A 7,136-nucleotide genomic window follows, 5' to 3' on the forward strand; every position below is an offset into this window, starting at 1 on the left:
GAGGGCGGCGTATTCACCCGCGAGAGGCGGACGACCCCGTCAGTCGCGGCAGGGCGAGCATTCGCTCGAGGGCGACCAGCGCCCAGCGCTCGGTGTCGGGGTCGACCTCGATCCGGTTGACGACCGTGCCCTCGACCAGCGCCTCCATCGCCCAGACGAGGTGGGGGAGGTCGATCCGGTTCATCGTCGAGCAGTAGCAGACGGTCTTGTCGAGGAACGAGATGTGCTTGTCCGGGTGGGCGGTCGAGAGGCGCTTGACCAGGTTGAGCTCGGTGCCGATCGCCCACGACGAGCCGGCCGGCGCCGCCTCGATGGTCTTGATGATGAACTCCGTCGAGCCGACCAGGTCCGCCTTGAGCACGACCTCGTGGCGGCACTCGGGGTGCACCAGGATGTTAATGCCCGGGATGGTCGCGCGCAGCTCGTCGACGACCTCCGGCGCGAACCGGCCGTGCACCGAGCAGTGGCCCTTCCACAGGATCATGCGGGCGTCGCGCAGCTGCTCGGCGGTCAGGCCGCCGCCCGTACGGTGCGGGTCCCAGACGACGCAGTCATCGAGCGCGAGGCCGAGCTGCAGCACGGCGGTGTTGCGGCCGAGGTGCTGGTCGGGGAGGAAGAGGACCTTGGCGTCGGGCTTCTGCTCGAACGCCCAGGTCAGTGCGGTCTCGGCGTTGCTGGACGTGCAGACCACGCCGCCGTTGCGGCCGCAGAAGGCCTTGATGTCGGCGGAGGAGTTCATGTAGGTGACGGGTACGACGCTGTCGGCGACGCCCGCCTCGGCGAGCGCCTGCCAGGCGAGCTCGACCTGGGTCAGCCGGGCCATGTCGGCCATCGAGCAGCCGGCCGCGAGGTCGGGCAGGACCACCTGCTGGTCGGGTCCGGTGAGGATGTCGGCGGACTCGGCCATGAAGTGCACGCCGCAGAAGACGATGTACTCGGCGTCCGGGCGGGCGGCCGCGTCGCGGGCGAGCTTGAACGAGTCGCCGGTGACGTCGGCGAACGCGATGACCTCGTCGCGCTGGTAGTGGTGCCCCAGCACGAAGACCCGGTCGCCGAGCGCCTCCTTCGCGGCGCGGGCCCGCGCCACCAGGTCGGGGTCGGACGCCGCGGGCAGGTCGCCCGGGCACTCGACGCCCCGCTCGCTGTTGAGGTCGACGCCACGGCCGAGCGGCAGCAGCGGGAGGTCCACGGTCGTCATAGCCTGATCCTAGTTCTCGCGGTGCTCCGTCAGAGCAGGGCACCACTGTGAACGTACGGCGCGGGCGGCTTCATCCCGCGCAGCCCGAGATATCCCTCCTGGCGCAGCGTCAGCCGCGCCGCGAAGCCCACGTCGAGGACCCACTGGTTGGCACCGGTGACGTGGCGCAGGTCGACCTGAGCGGCGCCCTCGGCCAGCGCCGCCCACAGCAGCCGGGTCGCCGTACGCCGGTTCGACGCGGCCAGCAGTGCCGGAGACCCCCGCTCGCTCAAGTAGACGTAGCCCGAGCCGGTCGAGGTGTCGGAGACCAGCAGCGGCCAGAGGCCGACCATCAGCTGGTGGTCGGGCCCGTGGCCCGCGCCCCGGGTCCCGCGGTCGACGGAGTCCATCAGGTCGATGTCGGACGCGGAGCCCTCCCGCACCTTCTCCACGACCGGCAGGACGGCCCGGTCGAGGGGGCCCGTGAGCGACATCTGCGGGTGCAGCTCGAACCCGGCCTGGTGGTAGATCCGCGCCGCCCTGGCGTCGCCGGACGCCGACAGCATCGACCGCGTGCACCCGCGGCCGTACTGCAGCGCGGCCGCCAGCAGCGGCCTGCCGATGCCCTGCCCCTGCCGGCCGGGCAGCACGGCGTACGTCGCCAGGCACCAGAGCACCTCGCGGCGCAGCGACGTGGCGATCCCGACGATCCCGGACTCGTCCTCGGCCACCCAGCAGCCGCCGGGGTCGGTGCGCACCAGGTGCCGGGTGCGCTCCGTCCAGACCTCGCGGTGCGGGGGAGTGCGACGCTCGGGGGCGGGCTCGCCGGGGCGCCGCGACGCGGTGTCGAGGGCGAAGAAGCTCTCGTCGCTGACCCGCTCCGCGTCCACTACGTCGTCGGGGGTCATCGGCCGGATCAGCACTCCGCCAGACTAGGTCCATGCGCATCCTGGTTGCACCCGACAAGTTCGCCGGCACCCTCACCGCGGTCGAGGCCGCCGAGGCGATCGCGGCGGGCTGGACCCGCCGCGCCCCGGACGACGAGGTCGACCTGGCGCCGATGGCCGACGGCGGACCGGGGTTCGTCGACGTGCTGCACGCCGCGCTCGGCGGCGAACTGCTCGCGGTGACCGTGCGTGGCCCGCACGGCGAGCCGACCCCGGCGACCGTGCTCCGGGTGGGCGAGACGGCGTACGTCGAGGCGGCGCAGGCGTGCGGCCTGCACCTGACCCGCAAGGAGCGGCCCGAGTCGGCGTCGACGTACGGCGTCGGCGAGCTGCTGCGCGCGGCCGTCGACTCCGGCGCCACCAGGGTCGTCGTCGGCCTCGGCGGCAGCGGCACCAACGACGGCGGCGCGGGCCTGCTCGCGGCGCTCGGCGCGACCGCCGACCGACCGCTCGACGAGGGCGTCGCCGGGCTGGCCGGGGTCACGCGGGTCGAGCTGCCCGCGTCCTTCCGTGACCGGGGCGTGGAGCTGGTCGCGGCCAGCGACGTCGACAACCCGCTGACCGGGCTGTTCGGCGCGGCCAAGGTCTTCGGCCCGCAGAAGGGCGTCGCCGAGGAGCGGCTGCCGGTCGTCGACGGCTGGCTCGAGGAGCTCGCGGCGGCCACCGACAGGCGCACCTCGCTCGAGAAGGGCGCGGGCGCGGCCGGCGGCCTCGGGTTCGCGCTGCTGCTGCTCGGCGCCGCTCGCGAGCCCGGAATCGAGCTGGTCGCCGGTGCGCTGCGACTCGCCGAGCGGGCGCGGACCGCCGACCTGGTGATCACCGGCGAGGGTGCCTTCGACTACTCCAGCCGCGGCGGCAAGGTGCCCTACGGCGTCGCCGAGATCGCCGGCGCCGCGCTGCGTCCCTGCGTGGTGCTCGCCGGCAAGGTCGACGTCGGCGCCCGGGAGATGCGGGCACTGGGTGTCGAGTCGGCGTACTCCCTGCTCGACGCCGTGGGGGAGGAGCGGGCGTTCGCGGAGCCGGCCGCCGCGCTGAGCGAGCTCGCCGAGCGCGTGGCGCGGACCTGGTCTCGGTGAGGGCCCGGGAATAACCGCCCGTGTGCGACCATTGGGCGAGTAAGACCCTTCCATCGACTTCGGGAGAACCGCCCATGACCGAGCAGGCCGAGACCACCGAGCGCCGTACCGACTCCATCAACCTGAGCCCGGTCGCTGCCACCAAGGTGAAGAGCCTCCTCGAGCAGGAGGGTCGCGACGACCTGTCGCTGCGCATCTCGGTGCAGCCGGGCGGCTGCTCGGGCCTGCGCTACCAGCTGTTCTTCGACGAGCGCAGCCTCGACGGCGACGTCGTCACCGACTTCGACGGCGTGGCCGTCGTCGTCGACCGGATGAGCGTCCCCTACCTCAACGGCGCGATGATCGACTTCGTGGACTCGATCGAGAAGCAGGGCTTCACCATCGACAACCCGAACGCCACCGGCTCCTGCGCCTGCGGCGACTCCTTCCACTGACGGAGTCAGTGAAAGGAATCGTCGGTGGTCGAGCAAGCCGTCAGGGCCTGAGCCTGCGAAGGCCCTGAACCGGCGTGTCGAGACCCGGTGAGCCGAGAAGCAGCCCGAACGCACAGATCGGCCCCGGACCTCACCGAGGTCCGGGGCCGAGGTGCGTCCGGAGGCGGTGCGCGGGCCGCGGGGGTCTCGACAAGCTCGACCACCGGCGGGGTCTCGACCGGCGACGACCGGCTCGACCAACAGCGAGGGTTCGCTTGGCCTCAGCCGGATCCACGGACGTGATCCGGCCTCGTGCACGGGCGTCCGGTCGTACGATCAGCTGGTCTGATCAGCGATCCGGCCGTCGCGGATGTGTACGAGGTGGTCGCAGCGGGCGGCGAGCTCGTCGTCGTGTGTGGCCATGAGGAGGGTCGCGCCGCGAGAGGCGACAAGGTCGAGAAGCAGATCGGCGATCTCGGTGCCGACCACCGAGTCGAGGTTGCCGGTGGGTTCGTCGGCAAGGATGAGCTGTGGGTCGTTGATCAGCGCACGTGCGATCGCGACGCGTTGTTGCTGGCCGCCGGACAGTCGGGTCGCGAGGGTGTTGTCGCGGCCAGCGAGCCCGACGGCTTCAAGGAGCTCATGTGCCCGGGCGGGGACGTCGAAGCCGGCTTTGCGGGGCATCAGTGGGGCCATCACGTTGTCCAGGACGGTCAGCGCGGGAAGCAGGTTGAACCGTTGGAACACGATGCCGATGGTGCGTCGATAGGCGGGGAGCTGTTTGCGGGACAGCTCGGTGATGGCTTGTCCGCCGACGGTGATGGAGCCGGAGTCCGGGGTGTCCAGGGCGGCGATGAGATGGAGCAGCGTGGACTTGCCGGAGCCGGACGGTCCGGTGAGTGCGGTGGAGGTGCCGCCGGCGATCTGGAGGGACACGTGGTCGGCCGCGACCACGGTGGTGTCCAGGGTCGGGAAGGTCTTGCAGACCTCCTCCAGTACGATGAACGGTTCGCCGGCTCGGTGCTCGGTGCCTCTGGGCGCATCCCGGTTCGCGGTGGTCGACCGCGCCTGACTGTCGGGTCCGGCCTGGTGGAGAGGGTTGGGCATCGGGTCGCTCACTCCTCGGTGAGTAGGGCGGTGATCGGCATCCGGCGCAGCAGTTGGCTGGCGCCGAGGGCGGCCAGGAGTGTCACCGTCAGTCCCACGCCCATGCACGTCAGCGCGGTCAGCACCATGATGGAGGCCGATGCGCCGGAGATGACCACGGCCGCGGCGGCCAGGCCCAGGATGATCCCCGAGACGGTGCCGAGCATGCCGAGGCCGAGGGCTTCCCAGAGCGTCGCGCGGCTGAGCTCACGGGCGGACCAGCCGGTGGACAGCAGGGTGGCGAACTCGACGCCGCGTTCGCGGATGTTTAGGTAGATCACGTTGGCAACGCCTAGGAGAGCCAGCAGTAGGGTGGCGCCGACGGCGGCGTAGTCGGCGGTCCGGACCTGGATGGCGACCGCGTTGCCCATGACGCTTCCGACGACCGCGCCGCGGAAGCCGAGGCTGACGCCGATCAGGAGGGTCGAGGCCGCGACCGCGACCGTGAGCCCGCAGGCGCCCAGGAGGGTGCGGACCTTGTTGCGGGTCAGGTTGACCCGCGCCAGCGCGAGCACCGAGCGCACCAGGGTGGCGCGGCGTGGTGCCGGCACCGGTGCGTGGATCGCGGTCATCGGGGAGGCTCGTCCGGCGCGCCACACGGGGACCAGGCCGGCGATGAGTGCGACCACCAGAGCGGTAGGGACGGCCAGCAGTGCTCGGCCGATCCCGATAGGGGTCCCGAACACCTCACCGAGCAGGTAGGACAGGCCGACGGCGATCACGCCGGCGAGAACGGCCAGGAGCGCGATCTCGCGGAGCACCAGGCCGGTGATCTGTGCGCGGGTCCAGCCCAGACATGCCAGCACTCCGAACTCGGCGCGCCGCGCCCTGATCGAGGCGATCGCGGCGTTGGCGATGGTCAGCATCGAGACCAGCAGCACTAGGCCGAAGATCGCCAGCGACTTCTTGTCCAGTGCTCGAAGGACCGTGGTGGCGACGCCCTTCTTCACCCACCACTGCGACAGCACCAGGCGCGGTCGGCCGCTCTTGCCCGCAGGGTCGACGACCGGGACACGAGTGGCTGAGGATCCCAGGGTGATGTCGACCTGCAGGCCGGTGCGCTGGCGGATCAGCTGGGCGGCTAACCGCACCCGCTCCCGTGACACCGGATCTACGCCGTCCACTCCGGCGACCCGGACCCGAATCGCGGAGATCGGCTTCCCTCCGACCGACGGGCTCCAGCCCTGGTACCACTGCTCGGTCGCGGCCAGAGTAGTGATCAGCAGAGGGGGCGGCTGCACCAGGCCCGCGACGTTGGGAGAGGGGGCGAGAGCCCTGTCCCCGAGCAGTTGTCGCGAGTTGGCGTCGGCGCCAGTCGAGGCAGTGGGGAGGACGCCGGAGAGGACCCGTGAGGTTGCGTCGGTCAGCTTCGCCGCGGCGTCGGACGGGAGTGTCCCGACGATTCGAACGCTGGCCGGAAGTGCGATCCCCGAGTCATCCGGACCCTGGATCGACTCTGCGGTGCGCACCGCGACGTCGCCCATCCCGGCCGGTACGTAGGTCGAGAAGCCCTTGTCGGTGATGGACTCGCTGATGTCGTTCGGGACTCTCGCAGGCACGAGCTCGTCTCCCTGCCGGAGGTAGCGGGGCGTACCGATCGCGAATCGTTGCGACAGCGAGTTCGGGCCAAAGCGCCCTCTGCTCGGATCGCGGTAACGCGGAAGCCGACGCAGCTGTTTCACCAGGTTGCGGTAGGCGTCCGCGCCGTCGACATCGACCGTGCGGGCACCGGCGTACGGCAAGGGCACCATCGCGGTGGCGCCTTCGCCCTTGAGCACCTTGCCAACGGCGCCGCCGCTCACGCTGGAGAGCCGCACCTCTGCTTCCAACTCGGTCGCTGGCCTTGCGGCCGCCAGCACCGGCGTCACCTCGCCACTCACCGTGTAAGGGCTCGTCAGATCTGCATTTCTCAGGCCCGAGCCGGACGACAGACGGGCCCCCAAACCCGTGAGCTTGGCCTCGGCCGTCGGGTCGACGGCTGCCAACAGCATCGGGAACGGAAACCTGATCGTCGTCTCGACTCCGGAGCGACCCGTGCGACACGCCGAGTCTCTTGCTTGCTTCGTCGAGCAATAGGTCATGATCGATGGCCGCGTGGCCTCGGTCAGACCCAAGCCCTCCACGAACTCGCTCGGGCCGATCAGTGGTCCGTCTCGTGACCCATAGCGGTAGTAGAAGTCGCCCACGCCCACGGGCGTCAGGGGCTCGTCGGTGAGGAACACGAAGTCTGGAACCGCACGCTCGACCGACAACCCATTGTCATAACGCCACGTGACATCCAAGCGCGTCACCGAGTCACGTTCACCTGAACCCTGATCCACCGATGAGGTGTGGGCTGTGAGCGTGGCGTAGAACGAAGAATCCCTTGTAGGGGTGG

General features: G+C 70.8%; 6 protein-coding genes. 2 read left to right on the top strand and 4 right to left on the bottom strand.

The genetic code is table 11. From position 1 onward, the window contains the following. Positions 1-13: 13 nt before the first annotated feature. Both nadA and ACYVKX_RS04630 read right to left on the bottom strand, forming a co-directional pair. Positions 14-1,198: a quinolinate synthase NadA gene (nadA, locus tag ACYVKX_RS04625; RefSeq protein ID WP_460829439.1), complete on the bottom strand. Its 1,185-nt coding sequence runs from the start codon at positions 1,196-1,198 to the stop codon at positions 14-16. Positions 1,199-1,227: 29 nt separating this feature from the next. Next, positions 1,228-2,100, bottom strand: a complete 873-nt coding sequence (locus tag ACYVKX_RS04630; protein ID WP_460829440.1) for a GNAT family N-acetyltransferase — start codon at positions 2,098-2,100, stop codon at positions 1,228-1,230. Positions 2,101-2,117: 17 nt separating this feature from the next. Between ACYVKX_RS04630 and ACYVKX_RS04635 the strand changes: the two genes are divergently transcribed. Together ACYVKX_RS04635 and erpA are read left to right on the top strand one after the other, a co-directional pair. Beyond that, positions 2,118-3,200, top strand: coding sequence for a glycerate kinase family protein (locus tag ACYVKX_RS04635; RefSeq protein ID WP_460829442.1), 1,083 nt, complete (start codon positions 2,118-2,120; stop codon positions 3,198-3,200). 74 nt (positions 3,201-3,274) lie between these two features. Next, positions 3,275-3,634: an iron-sulfur cluster insertion protein ErpA gene (gene erpA / locus ACYVKX_RS04640; RefSeq protein WP_460829443.1), complete on the top strand. Its 360-nt coding sequence runs from the start codon at positions 3,275-3,277 to the stop codon at positions 3,632-3,634. Between the two features lie 315 nt (positions 3,635-3,949). On the opposite strand, the gene ACYVKX_RS04645 is transcribed toward erpA, so the two are convergent. Next, a complete protein-coding gene (locus tag ACYVKX_RS04645) occupies positions 3,950-4,720 on the bottom strand; it encodes an ABC transporter ATP-binding protein (RefSeq protein ID WP_460829444.1) in 771 nt (256 codons plus the stop codon). Between the two features lie 8 nt (positions 4,721-4,728). After that, positions 4,729-6,639 carry an ABC transporter permease gene (locus tag ACYVKX_RS04650; protein ID WP_460829445.1) on the bottom strand — a complete coding sequence of 637 codons (1,911 nt, stop codon included), beginning with the start codon at positions 6,637-6,639 and terminating at the stop codon, positions 4,729-4,731. Positions 6,640-7,136: the final 497 nt, after the last annotated feature.

The organism is Nocardioides hungaricus, from assembly GCF_054782915.1.